Source organism: Pseudomonas sp. KBW05 (assembly GCF_003852405.1).
In the GTDB taxonomy this organism is placed as follows: Bacteria; Pseudomonadota; Gammaproteobacteria; order Pseudomonadales; family Pseudomonadaceae; genus Aquipseudomonas.
The window spans coordinates 89,560-109,482 of sequence record NZ_QAJM01000014.1; the positions used below are offsets into that span (position 1 = coordinate 89,560).

The 19,923-nt window shown below is 61.2% G+C and carries 18 protein-coding genes; all 18 read right to left on the reverse strand.

Annotated elements, in window-relative coordinates:
* Window positions 1–7 precede the first annotated feature (7 nt).
* The 18 genes from DBR46_RS12975 to DBR46_RS13060 all read right to left on the reverse strand — a co-directional run bounded on the left by DBR46_RS12975 (window position 8) and on the right by DBR46_RS13060 (window position 19,912).
* Complete coding sequence (locus tag DBR46_RS12975; RefSeq protein ID WP_124526514.1) at window positions 8–1,726, reverse strand: fused response regulator/phosphatase; 1,719 nt, start codon at window positions 1,724–1,726, stop codon at window positions 8–10.
* Entirely contained in the window at window positions 1,723–2,028 is a 306-nt protein-coding gene (locus tag DBR46_RS12980) for an STAS domain-containing protein (RefSeq protein ID WP_124526515.1), read from the reverse strand. The genes DBR46_RS12975 and DBR46_RS12980 overlap by 4 nt, the downstream gene beginning before the upstream one ends.
* 193 nt (window positions 2,029–2,221) lie before the next feature.
* Complete coding sequence (gene fliJ / locus DBR46_RS12985; RefSeq protein ID WP_124526516.1) at window positions 2,222–2,671, reverse strand: flagellar export protein FliJ; 450 nt, start codon at window positions 2,669–2,671, stop codon at window positions 2,222–2,224.
* Window positions 2,672–2,674: 3 nt separating this feature from the next.
* The gene (gene fliI / locus DBR46_RS12990) at window positions 2,675–4,033 is read right to left on the reverse strand and encodes a flagellar protein export ATPase FliI (protein ID WP_124526517.1); all 1,359 of its coding nucleotides are present in this window, start codon (window positions 4,031–4,033) and stop codon (window positions 2,675–2,677) included.
* Complete coding sequence (gene fliH, locus DBR46_RS12995; RefSeq protein WP_124526518.1) at window positions 4,023–4,787, reverse strand: flagellar assembly protein FliH; 765 nt, start codon at window positions 4,785–4,787, stop codon at window positions 4,023–4,025. Before fliH ends, fliI begins: the two co-directional genes overlap by 11 nt.
* A 10-nt stretch (window positions 4,788–4,797) precedes the next feature.
* Window positions 4,798–5,817, reverse strand: coding sequence for a flagellar motor switch protein FliG (gene fliG / locus DBR46_RS13000; protein ID WP_017735208.1), 1,020 nt, complete (start codon window positions 5,815–5,817; stop codon window positions 4,798–4,800).
* Entirely contained in the window at window positions 5,810–7,591 is a 1,782-nt protein-coding gene (gene fliF, locus DBR46_RS13005) for a flagellar basal-body MS-ring/collar protein FliF (protein ID WP_124526519.1), read from the reverse strand. The genes fliG and fliF overlap by 8 nt, the downstream gene beginning before the upstream one ends.
* Before the next feature lie 16 nt (window positions 7,592–7,607).
* A complete protein-coding gene (fliE, locus tag DBR46_RS13010) occupies window positions 7,608–7,937 on the reverse strand; it encodes a flagellar hook-basal body complex protein FliE (RefSeq protein ID WP_017735206.1) in 330 nt (109 codons plus the stop codon).
* A 131-nt stretch (window positions 7,938–8,068) separates the two neighbouring features.
* Window positions 8,069–9,445, reverse strand: a complete 1,377-nt coding sequence (locus tag DBR46_RS13015; protein ID WP_124526520.1) for a sigma-54 dependent transcriptional regulator — start codon at window positions 9,443–9,445, stop codon at window positions 8,069–8,071.
* Between the two features lie 6 nt (window positions 9,446–9,451).
* Entirely contained in the window at window positions 9,452–10,642 is a 1,191-nt protein-coding gene (locus DBR46_RS13020; protein WP_124526723.1) for a PAS domain-containing sensor histidine kinase, read from the reverse strand.
* A 111-nt stretch (window positions 10,643–10,753) separates the two neighbouring features.
* Window positions 10,754–12,226 carry a sigma-54 dependent transcriptional regulator gene (locus DBR46_RS13025; protein WP_124526521.1) on the reverse strand — a complete coding sequence of 491 codons (1,473 nt, stop codon included), beginning with the start codon at window positions 12,224–12,226 and terminating at the stop codon, window positions 10,754–10,756.
* Between the two features lie 169 nt (window positions 12,227–12,395).
* Window positions 12,396–12,692, reverse strand: a complete 297-nt coding sequence (fliT, locus tag DBR46_RS13030; RefSeq protein WP_124526522.1) for a flagellar protein FliT — start codon at window positions 12,690–12,692, stop codon at window positions 12,396–12,398.
* 25 nt (window positions 12,693–12,717) lie between these two features.
* Window positions 12,718–13,107, reverse strand: a complete 390-nt coding sequence (gene fliS / locus DBR46_RS13035; RefSeq protein ID WP_026136596.1) for a flagellar export chaperone FliS — start codon at window positions 13,105–13,107, stop codon at window positions 12,718–12,720.
* A gap of 138 nt (window positions 13,108–13,245) precedes the next feature.
* On the reverse strand, window positions 13,246–14,616 hold the full coding sequence (fliD, locus tag DBR46_RS13040) for a flagellar filament capping protein FliD (protein ID WP_124526523.1): 1,371 nt from the start codon (window positions 14,614–14,616) through the stop codon (window positions 13,246–13,248).
* An 83-nt stretch (window positions 14,617–14,699) separates the two neighbouring features.
* Window positions 14,700–15,050 (reverse strand): flagellar protein FlaG, encoded by a 351-nt coding sequence (locus DBR46_RS13045; RefSeq protein WP_017735199.1) that lies wholly within the window; start codon window positions 15,048–15,050, stop codon window positions 14,700–14,702.
* 75 nt (window positions 15,051–15,125) lie between these two features.
* Window positions 15,126–16,844, reverse strand: a complete 1,719-nt coding sequence (locus DBR46_RS13050; RefSeq protein ID WP_124526524.1) for a flagellin — start codon at window positions 16,842–16,844, stop codon at window positions 15,126–15,128.
* Between the two features lie 267 nt (window positions 16,845–17,111).
* The gene (locus tag DBR46_RS13055; RefSeq protein ID WP_124526525.1) at window positions 17,112–18,041 is read right to left on the reverse strand and encodes a ketoacyl-ACP synthase III; all 930 of its coding nucleotides are present in this window, start codon (window positions 18,039–18,041) and stop codon (window positions 17,112–17,114) included.
* A 281-nt stretch (window positions 18,042–18,322) separates the two neighbouring features.
* Window positions 18,323–19,912 carry a flagellar hook-associated protein 3 gene (locus DBR46_RS13060; protein ID WP_124526526.1) on the reverse strand — a complete coding sequence of 530 codons (1,590 nt, stop codon included), beginning with the start codon at window positions 19,910–19,912 and terminating at the stop codon, window positions 18,323–18,325.
* Between the last annotated feature and the right edge of the window lie 11 nt (window positions 19,913–19,923).

Here is a 19,923-nt window from a genome sequence, read left to right on the forward strand (position 1 = left end):
CGGCGGATTATGCCTGAGCCTGCCACGAAAACTCCACGCAGACGCTACGCCCGCCATCGGACCAGTGCACGTCACCGCTCAATTGACGTACCAGGTTCAGCCCCCGGCCCGACAAGCGATCAACCTCCAGCGGCCGCGCCAGCACCTGTTCCACGTCAAAGCCGGCGCCGCTGTCTTCGATGCGCAACGACAGTTGCCCGCCCGTCGCCGTCGGCACCACCTGCACATGCACCCGCACATAGCCGCTGCTCAACTGCGCCAACCGCTCGTTGCGCTGGCGATAGTAATCGGCAAAGCCGTGCACATCCCGCTTGAGCCGCGAGTCCAGGCCCAGCACCCCGTGCTCCAGGGCATTGGAATACAGCTCGGCCATCACGCTGTACAACGCCCCGCTGCGCTCGCGCAGGCCGTGGATTTCCAGCAACAGTTGCAACAAGTACGGCAACGGGTTGTAGCGCTTGAGGGTCTCGGCGCGGAACTCGAAACTCACCGACCAATCCAGCGGGCACGACTGGTTGCTGTCGGTATACAGCGGCCCGGTCGCGCGCAGGGATTGCCCGGCTTGCAGGGTGATTTCCACCATGCTCACGTCATCTCGGGCCTCACCGCGAAACCCGGCGAGGGCTTGCTCGATCTCGGCAAACAAGCGGTCGGGCTCGCGGTTGGCGGCAAATACCTGATGCAAACGCTCGACGCCAAACAGCTGGTCATTGCTGTCAGCCGTGTCGAGCACGCCATCGGAGAGCAAAAACACCCGGTCACCGAGGGCCATCGGCCACACCTCGGTGCGGTCATCGAAGGCCTCGGCCGACAACACCCCCAACGGCAAATGCCGCGACACCAACGCCGTGCGCTTGCCGCTGGCGACTTCATGCACATAGCCTTCGGGCATGCCGCCGTTCCACACTTCCACCACGCGCCGCTGGGTGCTCAGGCACAACAGGGTGGCGCAGCAGAACATGTCTACCGGCAGGATACGTTTGAGCTTGACGTTCATCTCCCGCAGGATCTGCGCCAGGCCGTAGCCCTTGGCGGTCATGCCGTAGAACACTTCCGCCAGGGGCATGGCGCCCACCGCTGCCGGCAAGCCGTGGCCGGTGAAGTCGCCGAGCAACACGTGCATATCGCCCGACGGCGTATAGGCCGCCAGCAACAGGTCGCCGTTGAACAGCGCATAGGGCGATTGCAGGTAACGGATATTCGGCGCGGCGTTGATGCAGCCCGAATGCGCCACCTTGTCGAACACCGCCTTGGCCACCCGTTGCTCATGCAGCAGGTAGTCGTGGTGCCGGGCGATCAGGTCGCGCTGTTGCAACACCGTGGCCTGCAAGCGGCGCAGGCGATCCATGGCGTTGATCTTCGCCGCCAGGATCAGCGGGTTGTAGGGCTTGGCCATGAAGTCATCGCCGCCGGCATCCAGGCACTGGGCCAGGGCCGAACTCTCACGCAGGGAGGTGAGGAAAATCACCGGCACCAAGGTTTCGCCGGCCAATTGCTTGATCTGGCGTGCCGCTTCAAAACCATCCATCACCGGCATCAGCGCGTCCATCAACACCAACTGCGGGCGCTCACGGGCAAACACTTGCACCGCGTCCAAGCCATTGCTGGCGGTGAGCACCTGATGGCCCTGGCGCCGCACGATGGTGGACAACAACAGCAGGTCGGTGGCGCTGTCTTCGGCGATCAGCACCGTCAACGGCTCAAGCACGGGGGCCAGGCCGCTCAACTGATGTCGAACAGTTTGTCGAAGTTGGAGATGGCGAGGATCTTGCGCACATCGGAATTGCTGTTGACTACCTGCACGTCCGCGTCGTCACCGCCGGCGTGATCCCGCAACAGCAGAAGCATGCCCAGGGCCGAGCTGTCCATGTAGGTGGTGTCTTTCAGGTCGACCACGTACAACTCCGGCACCTTGTAGAAGCGCTCATAGGATTCGCGAAACGTCTGGTGGCTGCCGAAATCGAACCGGCCCTTGATGGCGATCGTCAACTTCTTCCCGTCCAGGGATACTTCTGACTCGACTGACATGTGACTGCTTCCTTGTCATTGCGGTAGACAAAGGTTTAGCAGCTGAACGCCACAGCAGCAACACAGAGGATCAAATGTGTGGCTTGTGTGGGAGCGGGCTTGCTCGCGAATGCGGTGTGTCAGTCAATGCATCTGTCACTGAACCACCGCATTCGCGAGCAAGCCCGCTCCCACAGTGGTCCAGTGGTGGCAGTTAGTATTGGGATTGGCGCGGAAGACGCTGTGATAGCTCATCCAGCAGCTTCTGCTCACGCTTGTCTTCCAGCGCCCGCGCTTCGTCGATATAGCGCTGCACCAGCTTGCGCAAGCCCTCGACCCGGGCGTACGCCTGTTGCCAGCTGTCGCGGGCCTTTTCGAAGTTGTTCTGGTGCCAGAGCAGGCTTTGCCGCTGCTGGTCGACGGCCGTTTCCAGTTGGTTGAGAAAGCCCTGGTAGCCCATCAACCATTGGCCCGACACGCCCTTGGTGCCGCGTTCGATCCACTGTTGCTGGTATTCGCCGCGAAAGCGCTCCAGGTCGCCGAGCTTGCTTTCTGCCAGGCGTACCTGGCCCTGGAAATACCCCAGGCGCTGCACCGCGGTTTTTTCGGCCTTTTCGGCCATGTCCACCACTGGGGCCAGGCGTGAAGAACGGGAACTGGCCATGGCTTAGCCGCCCGGAGCCGGGGCGAAGATCGAGTTCAGGTGCGACTCACTCTCGGCCATGCTGATCTTGTCGTTGAGTCCCTGGCGCAGGTAGGTCACCAGTTGCGGCTGCAAGGCAATCGCCAGGTCGGTGTCGCGGTCGCCACCGGCCACATAGGCGCCGACGCTGATCAAGTCGCGGCTCTGCTGGTAGCGCGACCACAGCTGCTTGAACTGCTGCGCCCGCGCCATGTGCGTCGGCGTGACCACCGAGGGCATCACCCGGCTGATGGACGCTTCGATGTCGATGGCCGGGTAGTGCCCCTCCTCCGCCAAACGCCGCGACAGCACGATGTGGCCGTCGAGCACGCCCCGCGCCGAGTCGGCAATCGGGTCTTGCTGGTCATCGCCTTCGGACAGCACGGTGTAGAACGCGGTGATCGAGCCACCCCCCGCCTCAGCGTTACCGGCGCGTTCCACCAGCTTGGGCAGCTTGGCGAACACCGACGGCGGATACCCCTTGGTCGCGGGCGGCTCGCCGATGGCCAAGGCGATTTCCCGCTGGGCCTGGGCGAAACGAGTGAGCGAGTCCATCAGCAACAGGACGTTCTTGCCCTTGTCGCGAAAATATTCGGCGATGCGCGTGCAGTACATGGCGGCGCGCAGGCGCATCAGCGGCGCATCATCCGCCGGCGAGGCGACCACGACCGAACGCTTGAGCCCCTCTTCGCCCAGGCTGTGCTCGATGAATTCCTTCACCTCACGGCCCCGTTCGCCGATCAGCCCGACCACGATGATGTCGGCCTCGGTAAAGCGGGTCATCATGCCCAGCAGCACCGACTTACCCACGCCGGTACCGGCAAACAGGCCCAGACGCTGGCCGCGCCCGACCGTCAACAAACCGTTGATGCTGCGGATGCCCACGTCCAGCGGCTGGCTGATGGGGTTGCGCTTGAGCGGGTTGATCGTGGGGCCGTCCATCGGCACCCAGTCTTCGGCTTTCATGCCGCCCTTGCCGTCCAGCGCACGGCCGGCGCCGTCGAGCACGCGGCCGAGCATGCTCATGCCCATGGGCAGGCGGCCGGTGTCGGCCAGGGGCACCACGCGGGCGCCGGGGGCGATGCCCGCCAGGCTGCCGACGGGCATCAGGAAAATCTTGCTGCCGGAAAAGCCCATCACTTCGGCTTCGACCTGCACCGGGTGGTAGCTGTCGTCGTTGATTACCAGGCAACGGCTGCCCATGGCGGCGCGCAGGCCTTCGGCTTCGAGGGTCAGGCCGACCATGCGCAACAGGCGCCCTTCGAGGATCGGCTGGCCGGGCAACTCCGTGGCCTCGACGTAACCGCTCAGGCGCTTGGCGAAGCTGGTGCGATCAAGGCGCATCAGGGGCGTCCAGGTCGACGCTCAAATCCGGCTCGGCCGGGTTCAGCACCTGCTCGTGGGCCTGGTCCAGCAGCTTGGCCATGATCTGGCTGATGCGGGTTTCCACCGTGGCATCGATGCGACTGTGTTCGGTCTCGACGCGGCAACCACCGGGCTGCAACGACGCGTCTTCGACAATTCGCCAGGTTTCTTCATGGCGCTCGCGCAGGGCTTTGACCTGTTCGAAATCCTGCGGGTTGATATACAAGCGCACATTGCCAACGCCCAGGGGCAGCAGCTTGAGGGCTTCACGCATGACGCTTTCGATATGGCTGGAGTCGAGCACCAGTTCGCGCTGGATCACCTGGCGGGCGATGTGCTCCACCAGGCCGACCATGGATTTTTCCAGCTGCGCGTCCTGCTCGGCAATCGGGTCGAACAGGCTGCGCATCAAGCGTTCCAGGCTGCCCAGCTTGACGCTCAGGGCGGCCTCGGCTTCCTGGCGGACCTTGAGGGTGGAGCTGCGAAAGCCGTCTTTTTCCCCGGCGGCGAAGCCTTCGTTGTAGGCCTCCTGGCGGATGCTTTCCAACTCTTCGAGGGTCAGTGGCTGGACTTCGTCCAGCGGCACTTCTTCCATTTCCACCGGCAATTCGGGTTCCGGCTCAGGCTCGGGCTCCGGCACATGCGGGTCGAAGCTGGGCAACGACCAGATGTCGAACCCGCCGACATCCCGCGCGCGAATCAGATCGCTGGGCGTCTCATCTTTGTTCGACATGGGGCGCGCCTTAGATCATTTCTTCGCCGCCCTTCCCGCCGAGAACGATTTCTCCGGCTTCGGCCATACGGCGGGCAATGGTGAGGATTTCTTTCTGCGCCGTTTCCACGTCGCTGACGCGCACCGGGCCCTTGGCTTCGAGGTCGTCGCGCAACAGTTCGGACGCACGCTTGGACATGTTCTTGAAGATCTTCTCCTTGACGCCTTCGTCCGAGCCCTTGAGGGCCAGCACCAGCACGTCGGAGGACACTTCGCGCAGCAACGCCTGGATGCCACGGTCGTCGACATCGGAGAGGTTGTTGAACACGAACATGAGGTCTTCGATCTGGCCGGACAGGGTGTCGTCGATCTCGCGGATCGAGTCCATCAACTGGCCTTCGACCGAGCTGTCGAGGAAGTTCATGATGTCGGCGGCACGCTTGATACCACCCAAGGTGGTGCGCGCGGCGTTGGAGTTACCGGAGAACTGCTTCTCCAGGATCGTGTTGAGTTCTTTCAGCGCCGCCGGTTGCACGGTGTTCAGCGACGACACGCGCAGGATGATGTCCAGCCGCACTTTATGGTCGAAGTGGCCAAGCACTTCACCGGCCTGGTCCGGGTCGAGGTACGCGACGACGATGGCCTGGATCTGCGGGTGTTCGAAGCGGATGACGTCGGCAACCGCGCGCGGTTCCATCCACTTGAGGCTGTCGAGGCCACTGGTGTTGCCGCCCAGCAGAATGCGGTCGATCAGGCCGTTGGCCTTGTCTTCGCCCAGGGCCGAGGTGAGCATCTTGCGGATGTAGCTGTCGGAGCCGACGCCCAGGCTGGTCTGGTCGCCGACGATCTCGACGAACTCGCTCATCACCTGCTCGACTTGCTCGCGGTGCACATTGCGCATTTGCGCCATGGCCACGCCGACGCGCTGAACCTCTTTGGGGCCCATGTGACGCAGCACTTGGGCGGCGTCGGTCTCACCGAGGGACAGCAGCAAAACCGCCGCTTTGTCGACCTTGGTGAGCTTGGCAACAGCGGCTCGATTATCACTCATCTGCGTTGATCCACTCTTTCACGACCTGGGCCACACGACCCGGGTCTTCTGCCACCAGACTTTTGATTGCATTCAACTGAGCGTCGTAACCTTCGCTCGGGCTTGGCAACAGGATGCTTTGCGGGCCGCCGAGGCTGACGCGGTCGTTGGCCAGTTCACCGTCCAGGCCGCCCATGCCACCCAACTCGACGTCGCTGCCACCAAAGGCTGCCAGTTGTTTCTTGCTGCCGTTGCCGGTGATGTTGTTGAGCACCGGGCGCAGCACGCCAAACACCAGCACCAGGATGAACAACACACCCAGCACTTGCTTGACGATGTCCCAGAACCACGGCTGCGTGTAGAACGCCGCTTCGGCGATCACTTCGCCACGCTCGGCGGAGAACGGCATGTTGATCACGCTGACGCTGTCGCCACGGCTCGCGTCGAAACCGACCGCATCCTGCACCAGGCGGGTGAAGCGCGCCAATTCATCGGCGCCCCATGGGGCACGGGTAATGGTGCCGTCCGCCGCGTTGACCTTGACCTGGTCATCGACCACCACCGACACCGACAGGCGATTGACGCGGCCCTGTTGCTGCTTGGTGTGGCTGATGGAACGGTCGAGTTCGAAGTTCTTGGTGGACTGGTTACGTTTGTCCGCCGGGTACGGGGCGAGCATCGGCTGGCCGGTGGCCGGGTCCATGATCTGCTGGCCGTTGGCGTCCAGCAGCGGTTGGCCCGGGGCGATGGCGCCCGCAGTGGCTGCGGCGCCACCGGTGGTTTGCGGGGCCGAGGCTGGCGCAGGCGGCTGGTTGCTCAGGGCACCCGGCACACCTTGCGGGCCACTGCTGGCGGTGCGTTGTTCGCTGGTGGACTGCTCGCTGCGCAGCGCGGGCTGGTCCGGGTTGAATTGTTCGGAGGTCGACTCGACGGCGCTGAAGTCCACATCGGCCGACACTTCAGCCTTGTAGCGGTCGTTGCCGAGCACCGGTTGCAGGATGTTGTGCACGCGCTGGGTGAGCATGCTTTCCATGCGACGGCTGTAGTCGAACTGCTTGCCGGCCTGGGTCAGCGCGGAGTTCTCGGCCATGTCCGACAGCAGGTTGCCCTTCTGGTCGACCACGGTGATCTGCGACTTGCTCAACTCTGGAACGCTGGTGGCCACCAGGTTGATGATCGCCAGCACCTGGCCAGGCTCCAGGGAGCGGCCGGAGAACAGCTCCACCAGCACCGAGGCGCTGGGCTTGCGCTCATCGCGCACAAACACCGAGCTTTTCGGGATGGCCAAGTGCACGCGGGCGCCCTTGACGTTGTTCAGGCTGGAGATGGTGCGGGCCAACTCGCCTTCCAGGCCACGACGGTAGCGGGTGGCTTCCATGAACTGGGAAGTCCCCAGGCCCTGGTCTTTGTCGAGGATTTCAAAACCGATATTGGCGTCGGACGGCGTGACGCCGGCGGCGGCGAGTTTCATCCGCGCACGGGCCACGTCGTCGGCCTTGACCAGCAAGGCGCCGGAGTTGGGCTCGACGGTGTAGGCGATGTCGGCGGCGGCTAGGGTTTCCATGATCTGCTTGGAATCCATGCCCGCCAGGCTGCCGTACAACGGCCGGTAATCAGGTTGTTGCGACCACAACACCACGGCAAAACCAATCGCCACGCTGGCAGCCAGGCCGACCATCAGGCCCACCTGACGCAACATGGTCATTTCCGAGAGGTTTTCCAGGAACGACAGGCCAAACAGCGGCGGCTTGCCGTCTGCCTTGGCGGGTACGTTGTCGGAGACTGCTTCTGCCATGACTTAAATCTCGTCCTTAAACCGGCATCTGCATGATGTCTTGATAGGCTTGAACCAACTTGTTACGCACCTGGGTCAACGCCTGGAACGACACACTGGCTTTTTGCGAAGCGACCATCACATCGGTGAGGTCCACGCCGCTTTTGCCGATTTCGAACGCGGTGGCCAACTGGCTGGAGGCTTGCTGGGTGTCACTGACTTTATTGATCGCCTGGCCGAGCATGTCGGCGAAGCTGCTTTGGCCCAATTCCGGCGCTTGCGCGACGGATTTCGGTTGAGCCATGGCATCCATTTGCATGGAGCGCATATCCAACATCAACCGATTGAACTCAATACCCTGGCTCATGACCTTCTCTCTCCGACAACCCGCAAATTTTTGACACTACGCCGCAATTACTAGGGGAAGTAGCAACAAGGGTGCCAGCTCTGTATCGATTCGTAAGAAAAGGCGACAAACCTTGTCGGCCTTGGTACCAGCTAGGTAGCAAACAGATACGCTTCCACATCCATCCCCGCATCACGCATCTGCGCCAGCTTGTAGCGCAGGGTGCGTGGGCTGATGCCCAGGCGCTCGGCGGCCTCTTTGCGGCGGCCGCGCTCGGCGCGCAGGGTGTCGATGATCATCTGGAATTCGCGGCGGCGCAGGTCGTCGCCCAGGGCGCCGGCAGATTCGGCTTCGGCCAGCACCGGCGCGGGGGCCAGGCTCGGCAATGGCGCCGCACCGCTGCCCATGGCCAGGCAGAAATCCTGGGGCTGGATCAGGCCGCCCTGTTGCAGGATCAGGGCGCGCTGGATCGCATTGTCCAATTCACGCACGTTGCCGGGCCATGGATAGGCGATCAGGCACGCCTGGGCTTCGGCCGACAGGCGCGCCTGGGCATGCTTCATTTTTTTGACGTGGTTGTTCAGCAGGCGCTCGGCCAGCGGGATGATGTCGGCCGGGCGCTCACGCAGCGGGCGCCACGCCAGGGGGAACACCGAGAGGCGGTAGAACAGATCCTCACGGAAGCGCCCCGCCGCCACTTCACCGGCGAGGTCGCGGTTGGTGGTAGCGACCACGCGGATATCCAGCTGAATCGGCTTTCGCGCGCCGACCCGCTCCACTTCGCGCTCCTGCAACACCCGCAGCAACTTGGCTTGCAGGCCCAGGGGCATCTCGGAAATTTCATCGAGCAGGATCGTACCGCCGTCGGCCTGTTCGAACTTGCCCGCCTGGGCCGCGATGGCGCCGGTGAACGAGCCCTTCTCATGGCCGAACAGGGTGGCTTCAAGCATGTTATCGGGGATTGCCGCGCAGTTGATCGCGACAAACGGCTGGCTGGCGCGGCTGGACTGCTGGTGGATGTAGCGCGCCAGCACCTCCTTGCCGGTGCCGGACTCGCCGGAGATCAACACCGTGGAATCGCTGCGCGCCACACGGGCGGCCAGTTCCAGCAATTGCGCGCTGGCCGGCTCGAAGGCAATCGGACCTTCGCCATCGCTGGCCGGCAGTACGCCGAGGGCATGACGGGCCACCAGTTCGATCAAGGCTTTGGGCTCGAAGGGCTTGACCAGGTAATCCGCCGCGCCTTGGCGCATGGCGTCTACCGCGCGCTCCACGGCGCCATGAGCGGTCATCAGCAGCACCGGCAGTTGCGGCTGGCGTGCGCGCAGCAGGCCGAGCAACTGGTGGCCGTCCATGCCGGGCATGTTGACGTCGCTGACCACCAGGCTGAAGGGCTCCTGCTCCACCGCGTCCAAGGCTTCCTCGGCCGAACCGACCGCCCGATAGTCATGGCCCGCCAACAGCAGCGTGTCAGCCAATGCCTCACGCAGGGCGCGATCGTCTTCTACCAATAAAACCTTGATTGCCATGTTCGCTTACTCCGCGCTTGCCGCGCCTGAAAACAGCGGCAAGGTCATCAATGCACAGGTGCCACGCCCCAACCGGGAACGCAGCTGCAATTCTCCCTGATGTGCACGTGCCACGGCCTTGACCACGGTCAGGCCAAGGCCCGTTCCGTTGGTCTTGGTGGTGAAAAAGGGTTCGCCGAGGCGCTGCAGCACCTGCGGATCAATGCCGCTACCACTGTCACTGATGCACAGGCGCAGGGTTTGCGCGCGGCTGTACAGGTGAATTTTCAGGCGCGCGCCGGGGGTGCTGGCCTGGGTGGCGTTTTCGATCAGGTTGAGCAAGGCGCCGACCAGGGTGTCGCGATTGCACAGCAACTCGCCGAGGTGGCTGTCGCATTGCCAGCGCACTTCGGCACCCTCGATATGAGTGCTTGCGGCGGCTTGCAGGGCGCGCATCAGGTCGGCCGGGGTGACGCGGTCGGTCAGCGGCAATTCGCCGCGGGCGAACACCAGCATGTCGCGCACTTGGTGCTCCAACTCGTGCAGGCGCTCCTTGAGCCTGCCAGCAAAACGTTGCTGGGTTTCTGGCGGCAGTTGCTCATCAGTCAAATGACTGGCGTAGATCAGCGCCGCCGACAGCGGCGTACGGATCTGATGCGCCAAAGAAGCGACCATCCTGCCCAGCGACGACAAACGCTCATGGCGCGCCAACTGGTCTTGCAGGTGACGGGTTTCAGTGAGGTCATTGAGCAGCACCAACTGGCCGGGCTCGGCATCGAGCGAGCGCGTGGCGATGGACAGCCGGCGCCCGTCTTTCAGGGAGATCTCATGGCCGTCGTCTTCACGGGGCGCGAAGCAGCGGGTGATGACATGGCGCCACAGCTCGCCTTCCAGCGGCAGGCCGAGCATGTCGCAGGCCGCCGGGTTGGCTTCGCGCACACGGCCATCTTCGTCGATGACGATCACGCCACCGGGCAACAGCGACAACAGGTTTTGCAGACGGTTGGCCAGGCGCTCTTTCTCGGCCAGCTCTTCCATGCGCTGGGCACTGACCACGGCCAGCTCGCCCTTGAGCTCGGAAACCCGGGCTTCCAGCAGGCTGTAGGAGTCTGTCAGTTGGCTGGACATCTGATTGAACAGCGAAAAGGCCTGTTCCAGGCCATTGCGGCTGAGCTGCTCGGCGTCAGGCGTCGAAGATAGTTGGGCGGCGTGGGGCATCATGCTCTCTCGCTTGGCTGACCGTCAGTTAAACGGAACGTTGCGAGGGTTGTAGCAATACCCGTGCCTAAAAAAAAACCGCTGACTAATCAGCGGTTTGTGATTTAGGCGTCAATCATCCGCCTGTTCATCGCCATCTCGACGGCTCATACCGTACTTGCGCATCTTCTCCACCAGGGTGGTGCGGCGGATACGCAAGCGCTCGGCGGCGCGGGCGACGATGCCGTTGGCGTCGTCCAGGGCCTGTTGGATCAGGCCTTGTTCCAGGTTGCCGAGATAGTCCTTCAGGTCGAGGCCTTCCGGCGGCAGCATGGCAGTGGAAGCGAAGTCCGGAGTGTGACCGTTGATCGCTACACGCTCTTCCATGTCGCTGCGGATGTCATTGAGCTGCTCGTCTTCGTCATCGACGTAACGGAATTTTTTCGGCAGCTCGACCACGCCGATCACACCGTAGGGGTGCATGATCGCCATGCGCTCCACCAGGTTGGCCAGTTCACACACGTTCCCAGGCCAGCCGTGGCGGCACAGGGACATGATCGCGGCGGAATTGAAACGGATCGAACCGCGCTTTTCGTGCTCCATGCGCGAGATCAGTTCGTTCATCAGCAGCGGGATGTCCTCCACGCGCTCACGCAGCGGGGCCATCTCGATCGGGAAAACGTTGAGGCGGTAGTACAGGTCTTCGCGGAAGCTGCCCACCTCGATCATGCTTTCGAGGTTCTTGTGGGTGGCCGCGATGATGCGCACATCGACGCTCTGGGTCTTGTTGCTGCCCACACGCTCGAAGGTACGTTCCTGCAACACACGCAGCAGCTTGACCTGCATCGGCAGCGGCATGTCGCCGATTTCGTCAAGGAACAGGGTGCCGCCGTTGGCCAGCTCGAAACGCCCGGCACGGCTGGTGATCGCCCCGGTAAAGGCGCCCTTCTCGTGGCCGAACAATTCGCTTTCGAGCAGCTCTGCCGGGATCGCCCCGCAGTTGACCGGCACAAAAGGCCCGTCGCGGCGCTTGGAGTGATAGTGCAGGTTGCGCGCAACCACTTCCTTGCCAGTGCCCGACTCGCCAAGGATCAGCACGCTGGCGTCGGTATCGGCCACTTGCTGCATCATCTGGCGCACGTGCTGGATCGCACGACTGGTGCCGACGAGGCTGCGGAACAGGTTGGGTTCGCGGTGGCGGCCGCGCTCGCGGGCCTGGTCGTACATCTCGCGATAGACCTGGGCGCGGTGCAGGGAATCAAGCAATTTGCTGTAGCTGGGCGGCATTTCCAGGGTGGACAGCACGCGGCGGCGCTGGTCTTCGGGCAGCTCGACGGAAGAAATATCGCCCATCAGCAACACGGGAAGGAACTCATCCCAGGTAGACAGTGTCTTTAACAAGCCCAAAACAGCGCCAGGAGCGTTTACCGTCCCGATCAGCACACAAATGACTTCACGGCTCGATGACAATGAGCTGACCGCCTGCTGCCAATCATGGCTGCCGCAGGGCAGATTTTCTTCGCCAAGAAAATTCAAAATCACCGCTAAATCGCGGCGGCGGACGCTATCGTCATCAATCAGCAGAATTTTGGTTTCACGCCACATGCAATAGCAACTTCCCTAGTTAACTCAAGTGCCCTGAAGTCTGGGCAATCTAGATGGCTGTAAGCATTTTCTGCTTTACACCCCTCTGAAATCTGAAAACAGCACTAGTTAAGTCAAAAAATCACGCGCAGTCAAATTTATGACGCGCATTCGGTTTAACTGAGCCCGTTCAGCCGAACAGATGGTAAACCTTTGACGCATTTTTAGCTTGGTTGATCTGCGACATCTCTTCAAAAATCGCCTGTCTTTCGCCAGTGGTCACTTCCAGCAACTGCTGATACACCGCCAGCAGACTCTCCAGCTTCTCGCGCAGCGCATCCTCATCCACCGGCGCCTCGCTGAGCACCTCATCGATCACCGCACGGCAGCCCAGATCCAGCTCACCGACAGCATCCCAATTGCGCTCGGCCAACGCGCTTATCAGGGCGTCGCGGGCTTCATCGATGCGTTGCAGTGCTTGGCTCATGATGTGTTCCTCAAGGCGCTTGGCCTTATTGTGGAGCGATGGCATCCCAGCCGGACTTGACGGTAATCAGCAACCGCGCGACTTCGTCGATCATGTCGGCATCGTTCACTTGGTTGGCTTCAACCAGGCGGTTGCTCATGTAGTCATACAGCGCATCCAGTTGCTGCACCGACGCTGGATCTTCAGCTTTTTCCGGCTCAAGGCCATCACGCAGGCCAGAGATGATTTCAATCGCCTTGCCCAGCATCAGACCTTTCTGAGCGATATCGCCACGGCTCAATGCACCCTTGGCCTGCGCCATGCGATCAAGACCGCCCTCCATCAGCATCTGCACCAGGCGGTGCGGGCTGGCTTCGGAGACTTGGGCGTGGGAATTGACCTTCTGGTACTGGCGAAGGGCTCTCATCGGGTTCATGTTGCTACCTCGTTACTGGCCATGTCGAATAGGTTTGCTTAACCAGTTTTTCGACCACGTCACAAAATTCTTTAATCCAGGCGTCATACGCCAGACCACCGGTAAAGCCTGCTGCGGGGCGCCGAGCGCCCCCATCAATCAGGACGACGACTTCGCGTTATTCAGCGAGTTGAGGGTGGTCATGATGCTGGAGCTGCTGGCGTTGATCTGCGCGATCATCGTGTCCATCGCGGTGTACTTGGCGCTCAGGGACTTCTTCAAGGCCTCCATGCGCACGTCCAGGTCGGAGGATTCGGTGGTCAGCGAGGTCAACTTGTTGTTGAGGTCGGTGGCGCGCGTCGCCAGGGTGCCCGTGGTGCCGACGTAGCTGGCAGTGGCTTTGTTCATGCGGGTGATCAAGCCCGTGTCGCCGGTGAAGAACTTGGCCACATCGCCAGCGCCCTTGACCACGGCCTTGTCCCACGCCTTGTCGTCCAGGGTCAACAGGCCGGTTTTCTGGTCCGTGGTAATCCCCATCTGCGCCAGGCTGGTCATGCTGCCCGCACCGGAGCCGCTGGTCAGTTCGGTACGCATGCTGTTGACCAGTTGACGCATCGACGCATCACCCGTCAGGGCGCCCGCAACCGTCGTCGACGCATCGCCTGTGGCGGTTACCTTGGTCTGGGTGTTGATTGCCGTGGTCAACGCGTTGTACGCGGTAACGAAGGACTGCACCGAGGTCTTCAGGGTGTCGGTATTGGTGGCCACGGTGATGGTGGTGGTCGGCTTGGTCAAGTCAACGGCCAGCAAGTCCAGGGTCACACCACTGATGGCGGAATCGATCTTGTTGGTGGCGGACGACATCGCGACGCCGTCGATGCTGTACTTGGCGTTGGCCGGGGGCTTGCCTTGGTCGTAACCGACGGCAAGCTCCGAGTCACCGCTGAGGGTGATATCGGTGCCATCGCCGGTCTTGGTCGACGTCAGGACCAGGCGTGCGCCGTTGGAGTCGCTCAGCACGTTGGCACTGATACCCTGGGCCGAGAGCTGGGTGTTGATGGCTTCACGCACTTCCTTGAGGGTAGCGCCGCCGGCAATCACCACGTCGTAGCTTTTGTCGCCCTGGTTAATGGTCAACGTCTGCGCTTCGTCAGTGCTGTTGGCCTTGCCCGTGGCACCGTCCGTATTCACCTTGCTGGTAACTTTGGCGGCGGTGGCCAGGCTATCGACCTTTACCTCGTACTTGCCGCTGGAAGCACCGTCACCCAAGGTGACCTTGATGTTCTTCTCTTCGGAGGAACTGGCAGAAAGCCCGTTGAACGCAGAGACGTTGTTCAACTTGGTGATTGCCGCCTGATAGGCTTCCAACGCGGTTTTGATCGAGCCGACAGCCGACAACTTGATAGTCGCGTCTTTTTGCTGACTGGTGATCTGGGCCAGCTTGGGTGCCTTTTCAGCCCCAACCAGTGCCTCGACGATCGCTTGCGTGTTGTAGCCCGAACCTGGGCCGGAAATCGTTGAACTAGCCATCTGCTTATTCTCCTTGTCCTGAAGCGGCCGTTTTTTGGCGCTCAAGCGCCGATGCCGCTATCAGAAACATGTTTCGTGCCAACTCAAGCCTTGCTATCAAACAGCAGGCTGCTGGCATCGCTCAAATTCTGCGCCAATTTCAGCGCGGTCTCCGATGGAAGCTGTCGAATCACTTCACCACTGTCGGTGGCGATCACCTTGACGACCACTATGCCAGTGGAGTCATCGATGGAAAAATCCAGGTTGCGCTGTGAAGCCTGCACAAACTCACGCATATCGGTAACGGCTTTTTCCAGCGCAACGCGCTGTGGCTCTTCGCTCGCCGGCACTTTCGCTTCACTGTTGGCCGCAGGCTGGGCCTGGGCGACAGGTGCAGTGCTGGGCTGAGTTACGGCAGCCGGGTACGGCGTGTTCAGCTTGATGCTCATGTCCATGTCATCACCTCCAAACTGAAAAAACGGAAGGGCACGTTATGCACGCACCCTCCCGTTATTTAACCGCTACCGCTATTACTGAAGCAGCTTCAGAACAGAGGATGGCAGTTGGTTGGCCTGGGACAGGATCGCAGTGGAAGCCTGTTGCAGGGTTTGTTGCTTGGTCAGTTCAGCAGCTTCGGAAGCGAAGTCAGCGTCTTCTACGCGGCCTTTGGCAGCGGAGGAGTTCTGCGAAATGCTCTGCAGGTTGGCCACGGTGCTGGCGAAGCGGTTTTGTACGGCACCCAGCTGCGAACGCTGGCTGTCGATCTGCTGCATGGCGTCGTCCAGAGCCTGGATAGCCTGCTGCGAAGAAGCGGCAGTCAGGATGCTCAGGTCGGAAACGCTGGTTTCCATGGTCACGGCGGTTTTGGTGCCGGCAGTGGCGACAGCTTCCAGACCCAGAGCCTTCAGGCCAGTGCCTGCGCTGCCGTCCTTGATGGTGATGTCTTTGTCAGCGAACAGATTCAGGGTGCCATCAGCGTTTTTGCTGGCTTGAACACCGGTGCTGGCGCTGTTGATCGAAGCAACGATCGCGTCAGCGGTGTCACCCTTCTTGAACTTGACTTCAACGCCGTTCACGTCGATGGAAGTATCGGCAGTCAGTTTAGCCTGGGTGGTACCAGCCGACAGACCCAGTTGCGACAGCGAACCGCTATCAGTGTTAGCAAGCTTGATGTCCTTACCTTCACCGGAGGTCAGGATTACACGGCCGTCCTTGAACTCTGCTGTGGCACCAGTGCCGGCCTGTGCTTTGACCAAGCCCAAAACGTCGTCGATTGTCTTGGTATCGTCCCAAGTCACAGCATTGCCGTTCACGGTGATAGCGCCGGCAGTACCCAGTACGGTAGCGCCAGTAATCGCTACTGCCGCAACAGGGGTAGCGGAAGCGGTCAAACCAAGCTTGGCAGCGCTGCCCGCGACAGTTTCCTCAACAGTGATGGCTGACTTCGAAGTCAAGGTCAGCTCACCGCTAGTAGCATCAGCCTTAGCTGTGACACCAGTGAGGGCAGTTTGCTTGTTAATCTCTGCTGCAGCAGCTGTGCCCGAGGCGAGGGCTGTGGCAGCAGTGGCTGTCAGCGAAATTACTACACCGTTAATGCTGATCTTGTCGGTTGCTGCAGTACCCGCCGCCGTAGGTGTGCCGGTTACGGTAGCTTTCGTCCCGCCAATGTTGGTACCAGTAGCAGTAGCAGCCAAACCACCCATTGCCTTGCCATCTACAGCAGCTTCTTTGTAGTTGCCTTTCAGCGCGGTGGAGCTGATGTCGGTCATGCCGAACGAGATAGTCTCGTTGGCGTTGGCGCCGATTTGGAAAGCTACGTTCTGGAACGAGCCGTCCAGCAGGTTACGACCACCGAAGGTAGTGGTGCTGGCGATACGGTTCAGCTCGCCCACTTTAGCGGTGAATTCTTGCTGCAGGGAAACACGGTCAGCGTCGCTTTTATCACCGTTCGCCGCTTGCAGGGCGAGTTCACGCAGACGCTGCAGGGTGTTGGTGGATTCTTGCATTGCGCCTTCAGCAGTCTGGGCAATCGACACGCCGTTGTTGGCGTTGGCGATGGCAACGTTCAGGCCTTTGACCTGGTTGTTCAGACGGTTGGCGATCTGCATGCCAGCAGCGTCGTCTTTGGCGCTGTTGATTTTCAGGCCGGAGGACAGACGGTTCATCGACTGGCTCAGAGCGTCGGAAGCTTTGTTCAGGTTCTTCTGGACACCCAGGGAAGTGATGTTGGTGTTAACTGATAATGCCATGACGAAATCCTCGTTGGATGGGATACTGCGGCTTCCGGCCCTGGCAACCGCCGGGTGTGGCCTAGAGAACCTTCGTAATAGTTATCGTCGTGTGTGCCGGTTGCTTGAGTCTTTTTTTTGATTTTTTTGCTGGCTTGGTGCCACCCCTTGCAATTCAAGGGCTTACACAGGCGCAAAACCCCGCATTCATTGGCTTTTCTGGCGCCAAATAAAAAACGCCGATGATCGAGAGATCATCGGCGTTTTTTTGTGTTGCCGGTTAAAGCGTCACGGACGATAGAGAATCGCCGAGCCCCACGACAGGCCCACGCCAAAACCGCTGATCGCCACGCGCTTCCAGGTGGCGTCCATCACGTGCTTTTCCAGCAGCAGCGGAATGCTCGACGACACGGTGTTGCCGGTCTCGACCATGTCCTTGATGAACTTCTCCACCGGCGCCTCTTCAAAGCGGCGCGCCACGGCATCGACAATCGCCGCACTGCCCTGGTGAATGCAGAAGGCATCGATGTCGTCGGCCTTGAGGTCCGACTCATTGAGCAGCTCGTGCAAATGCGCCGGCACTTTGAGCAGTGCGAAGTTGAACACCTGGCGACCGTTCATGAAGAACACGCCGTCGCTGACCTTCAGGTGCGGCGCGCCGGAACCGTCGGTGCCGAACTTCGACTTGCCCAGCAGCCAAGGCGCGTCTTCACCCATCCACGTGGCGGTGGCGGCGTCGCCGAACAACATGGTGGTGTTGCGGTCTTCGGGGTCGACGATCTTCGAATACGGGTCGGCGGTGATCAGCAGGCCGTTTTTCAGGCCGGCGGCTTCCATGAAGCCCTTCATCGCGTAGATGCCGTAGACGTAGCCGGAGCAGCCCAGGGAGATATCGAACGCGGCCACGTGAGTCGGCAGGCCCAGCTTGTCCTGGACGATGGCGGCGGTGTGGGGCAAACCCTCTTCGTCACCGTTCTGGGTGACGACGATCAGCGCGTCGATGGACTCGCGCTTCAGATCCGGGTTGTTGGCAAACAAAGCGTTGACTGCCTCGACACACAGATCGGAAGTTTCCTGGGCAGCTTCCTTGCGCGGCAGGAACGCCGAACCGATCTTGCCAATGATGAACTCTTCATCCTTGGCGAATTTGGCACCCTGGGCGTAGTTATCGATGCCGTCGGCCGGCACGTAACTGGCGATGCTTTTTATGCCAATCATTGTGGCTTCCCAATACTAAATAGCTGGAGAACACCCCGCGAACTGCCTCGCGAAGTGGTGACAATAAAGGGGACAAACCCCATGAAGAACTCGCTGAAAGCCGCTGCGCAAGGCGCCTGGGACGACTTATCCTTTTCACACGATACAGTGAAGATGCGCTTTATGACCCGCAGGTCACCTAATTGTGTGTGCTTTCTGCAAAACCTTCAAACAATTAAGTCCCGCAAACGACAACGGCCCAGCCTGTTTCCAGGCTGGGCCGTTGCTGTGCAGCGGGCCGATTACATCTTGTTGAACAGGCTCAACTGGGAGATTTTCACGAACGCCAGCTGCGAGGCTTGCAGCATGGTTTGCTGCAGGCTCAGGTTGATGGCGGCTTCGGCGAAGTCAACGTTACCCAGCGAGCTCATGGTGGTGGCATTCGCCAGGCTCAGGCTGGTGTTTTCGGCACTCTGGATATCCAGGGTGTTCAGGCGCGCACCAATATCCCCGCGAACCTGATCGATCTGGCTATAGGCGTTGGTCAGGTTGCCGATGGACCGGGCGACCACATCCTTGAGTTCCTTCTGTGCCGCCGGGTTGCCATCCGACGGGGTCTCCAGCGTGCGGCGCAGGCGGCTGAGGGTGTCGAGCACGTTTTCATTCTTGTTGCTGGTGGCGCCCACCAGGAACTGGTCGCCGTCTGCCGGTGCCGGCGCGGTGGTCACGCCCAGCGTCACGCCCGCCACGGTGATCGAGGTCGCGCCCGCAGCCAGCGTGTCATTGGCGATGGACTTGCTGTCCGCCGTGTACGGCTGCGCGTAGACGTTATAGCTACCACCTGCACCGAATTTGACCACCAGGCCGGCGTTGGGAAAGGTGCTGGCGTAAGCCGCCGGGTCACTCACCGAACCACCGGTCAACTGGGCCGCGCTTGGGTTGCTCGCGGTACGCGACACACTGAACGAGTCCGGCTTGAGCGCCAGGGTGAACTCGCGGTCTTTGACCAGCGCATCCGACGGCGCGCCCGGCAAGACGTCTTTGCCCAGGTTCAAGCCGATGTCGAACTTGACCCCACGCAGGTTGATGGTCGAACCGCCTTCCTTGGTGGAGTCGAAGGTGCCGTTGCCCGCGATCTCAGACGTGATGTCTTTGCCGGTGCTGTCACTGACGGTGTACTGGGTGCTGCTGAGGAACTTCAGGGTGTAAGGCTGGCCGTCAGCAAACTTCACATCGACGCCCGACGCAATCAGGCCCGCCGAGATCGTAACCTTGCCGTCATCCACCGCCGGGGGAACCAGCACCGGGGTGGCCTGCGTGCGACCGGTGTTGGCCGAGGTCTCGAGCATTTTCTTCGCGGTATCGCCCATCGGGACCGACAGGTTCTCCGCCACCCGCAGGTTCAGCGCGGTGTCATCGCCCTGATAGGTGTAGGTGCCATCGTTGTTGCGCGCGTAGGGCGGCGTGTCGGTCTTGCTGCCGGAAAACAGATAGTTGCCGCTGGCATCCTTGGTATTGAGCAGACCCATGATCTGGTCTTCCAGGGCACCGATTTCAGCGGCGGTCGATTTGCGGTCAGCATCGCTGATCCCGACGTTACCGGCCTTCAACGCCAGCTCGCTGGCGCGCTGGATCGCCGTGTTGATGTTCTGGAGCACGCTGTCTTCGGTCTGTAGCGAGTTTTTCAGCGTGTCGATATTGGTGTTGTACTGCCCCAGCATGTCTTTCTGCTGCTGCAACATCAGCAACCGTGCGGCCGCGACCGGATCATCCGCAGCGGTTTGTACACGAACGCCGGAGCTGGCCTGGTCCTGCGCTTTCACCACACTGGAATAGTTTTCCTGGTACTTGGTGGAGCTGGTTTCGAAATACTGCTGTGTAGAAATACGCATCGTCCCAGACT